Annotated in this window: 3 protein-coding genes; all 3 read right to left on the bottom strand. The window is 71.1% G+C overall.

Translation table 11 applies throughout. The features are described 5' to 3' along the window. Positions 1–191: 191 nt before the first annotated feature. On the bottom strand, positions 192–1,181 hold the full coding sequence (locus tag H5J30_RS24900) for a zinc-dependent alcohol dehydrogenase family protein (protein ID WP_181789598.1): 990 nt from the start codon (positions 1,179–1,181) through the stop codon (positions 192–194). Continuing rightward, the gene (locus tag H5J30_RS24895; protein WP_181789597.1) at positions 1,178–2,074 is read right to left on the bottom strand and encodes a carbohydrate ABC transporter permease; all 897 of its coding nucleotides are present in this window, start codon (positions 2,072–2,074) and stop codon (positions 1,178–1,180) included. The genes H5J30_RS24900 and H5J30_RS24895 overlap by 4 nt, the downstream gene beginning before the upstream one ends. After that, a partial coding sequence (locus tag H5J30_RS24890; RefSeq protein WP_181789596.1) for a carbohydrate ABC transporter permease occupies positions 2,071–2,928 on the bottom strand: 858 nt, incomplete at its 5' end. The genes H5J30_RS24890 and H5J30_RS24895, both read right to left, overlap by 4 nt.

The raw sequence follows: 2,928 nt of genomic DNA, 5'->3' as shown, positions 1-2,928 counted from the left end.
GTCGTGCCACCGGCCGCAGGCCGGACAGTCCGTCATGGCCACCTGACCTCGCCGTCCTTCCGGGGCATGGAGGGATCTGCCTGCATCGCCCCAGTCTGCCAGCGGGCAACTGCCGCCGTAGCGTACTGAATCCGCATAAATGGGCGCCGCCTGAGACTTGTCTCACACGGCGCCCACACCGGTCCCGCCGGTTACGGCACCACCACGATCTTCCGGCCCTTGCCCGCGGCGAACTGCTCCAGGGCGGCCGGGTACCGCTCCAGCGGCAGCCGGTCGCTGATGAGCAGTTCGGGGTCGAGCACGTCCGCGGCGAACAGCTCCGCGGCGCGCTCGTAGCTGTGCAGCACGGCCATCGAGCCGGTGATGGTGATCTCCTGGTTGTAGATGCGGTACGGCTCGATGGTGGCCGTCGTCGCGTAGTCCGCCACGCCGAACTGCAGGAACGTGCCGGCCTTGGCGACCCGCCCCAGGCCGTCCTGGATCGCCGCCGCGTTCCCGGTGGCGTCGATGACGACGTCCCAGCCGTCCGGCTGCCCGAACTCCGCCGGCGAGGCCGCGGCGCGGCTGCACCCCACCTTCTGCGCGGTGGCCAGCCGCTCGGGGTTGAGGTCGACCACGTCCACCGCTGCGGCGCCGGTCCGCTTGGCCAGCTCCAGCATCATCAGCCCCATCGTGCCCGTGCCGTAGATCAGCACATGGGCGGCGAGCTTGGTGTTGAGCACGTCGTAGCCGCGCACCGCGCACGACAGCGGCTCGATCAGCGCCGCGTCCTCGGTGCGTACGTGGTCGGGCAGCCGGACGCAGTTGGCGACCGGCGCGAGCGCGTACTCCGCCGCCCCGCCCGCCACCGTGACGCCGATGGCGCCCCACCGGTCGCACAGGTTGCCGTGGCCCGTACGGCACTTGCGGCACTCGTGGCAGTACAGCGACGGGTCCACGGCCACCCGGTCGCCGACCGCGACCTCGGTGACGTCGCGGCCGATGCCGACGACCTCGCCCGCGAACTCGTGCCCCGGCACCACCGGCAGCGTGGGCGCGAACTCGCCCTGCAGGATGTGCAGATCCGTTCCGCACAGCCCGCACGCCGCGACGTCCACCACGACCTCGCGGGTGCCGGGGGAGGGGTCGGGGACGTCGGTCACGGTGACCGTGCCGGGGGCTTCGATGACGGCGGCCCTCATTTGACGGCTCCTAGGGACAGGCCCTGGACCAGCTTGTCCTGGGCGGCGAACCCGGCGGCGAGCACCGGGAGGGAGATGACGACGGAGGCGGCGCAGACCTGGGCGAGGAAGAGCCCCTGACTGGTGATGAAGCGGGTGAGGAAGACGGGGGCGGTCTCCGCCGTCACCCCCGTGAGCACCCGCGCGAACAGCATCTCGTTCCAGCTGAAGATGAAGCAGATCAGCGAGGTGGCGGCGATGCCCGGCCCGGCGACCGGGGCGATCACCCGGGTCAGCACGGTGGTGAGCCGGGCGCCGTCGATCTGCGCGGCCTCCACGATCGAGACCGGGATGTCCGCGAGGAACGACTGCAGCATCCACACCGCGATCGGCAGGTTCATCGACGTGTAGAGCAGGACGAGCAGCCAGATGTTGTCGAGCATCCCCGTGTTCTTGGCAAACAGGTAGATCGGGAGCAGCCCGGCGACGACCGGCAGCATCTTGGTGGACAGGAAGAAGAACAGCACGTCGGTCCAGCGCTTCACGCGCCGGATGGACAGCGCGTACGCGGCCGGCAGCGCCAGCACGAGCACCAGCGCGGTCGAGAACAGGCTCGCCATCAGCGAGTTGAGCAGCGCGGGCCACGGGCTGGGGCCGCCGCCGGAGCCGAAGAACGTGCGGTAGCCGTCGAGCGTGAGGGACGCGGCGACCGCCGGCGGGTTGGCGGCGGCGTCCGTCTCCGCGTGCAGGGACGTGAGCACCATCCACGCCACGGGCAGGAAGAAGGCGATGCCGACGAGCCAGGCCAGCAGCCCGAGTCCGGCGCTGCGGCGCCGGGCCCGGCGCAGGGCGGGCGGCAGCGCGGCTCGGGGGGTGCGGGCCGGCTTCGGGGCCGTCGCCGTGGTCGTGGTCATGCGCGGGACGCCTCCTCCCGGAACAGGGACGACACGACGCGCAGCGCGAAGGTCGCGATGACGATGGAGCCGATGACCACGAGCACGCCGGCGGCGGAGGCCAGCCCGTACTCGTGCGCCTGGTAGAAGGTCTGGTAGATCGTGTACGGCAGGTTGGCGGTGCCCAGCCCGCCCGAGGTGATGGTGAACACCGCGTCGAAGTTCTGGACGATGTACACCGAGCCCAGCAGCACGCCGAGTTCCAGATAGCGGCGCAGGTGGGGCAGCGTGAGGTAGCGGAAGATCTGGAAGCTGGTGGCGCCGTCCAGCCTGGCCGCCTCCACCATCTCGGTGGGCCGGCTCTGCAGCCCGGCCAGCAGGATCAGCATCATGAACGGGGTCCACTGCCAGATCAGCGCCGCCTCGACGGCCATCAGCGGCATGTCCGACACCCAGTCGGGCTGCGGCGGCGTGTCGTCGCCGAACAGCTCCGCGACCCGGGTGATGGCGCCGTTGAACAGGCCGTACTCGGGGTTGTAGAGCGCGTGCTTCCACAGCAGCGCGGCCGCGACCGGCACCAGCAGGAACGGCGCGATGAGCAGGGTGCGCACCACGCCCCGGCCGGGGAACGCCCGGTCCAGCAGCAGCGCGATGAGCAGCCCGAGCACGACGCTGACCAGGACGACCGCGGCGGTCAGCAGCGCCGTGGTCGCCACCGACTCGCGCAGGCTCTCGTCGCTCGCGACCTCGCTGTAGTTGTCGAGGCCGGCGAAGCTGCGGTCGTCCGGGCGCAGGGAGTTCCAGTCGAAGAGGGAGATCACCAGCGTCGCCACGAACGGGAGCTGGGTGACGGCGATCAGGAACACCAGCGCGGG

The sequence above is a fragment of the Streptomyces phytophilus genome (assembly GCF_013870535.1).
Taxonomy (GTDB): Bacteria; Actinomycetota; Actinomycetes; order Streptomycetales; family Streptomycetaceae; genus Streptomyces; species Streptomyces phytophilus.
Note: the sequence above shows the minus strand (reverse complement) of the source record. Positions and strands in the feature narration are given on the sequence as shown.

What these genes read in the sequence shown, in the direction of transcription:
- H5J30_RS24900 (WP_181789598.1), bottom strand. Translation starts at nt 1,181, where the DNA reads ATGAGGGCCGCCGTCATCGAAGCCCCCGGCACGGTCACCGTGACCGAC.
- H5J30_RS24895 (WP_181789597.1), bottom strand. Translation starts at nt 2,074, where the DNA reads ATGACCACGACCACGGCGACGGCCCCGAAGCCGGCCCGCACCCCCCGA.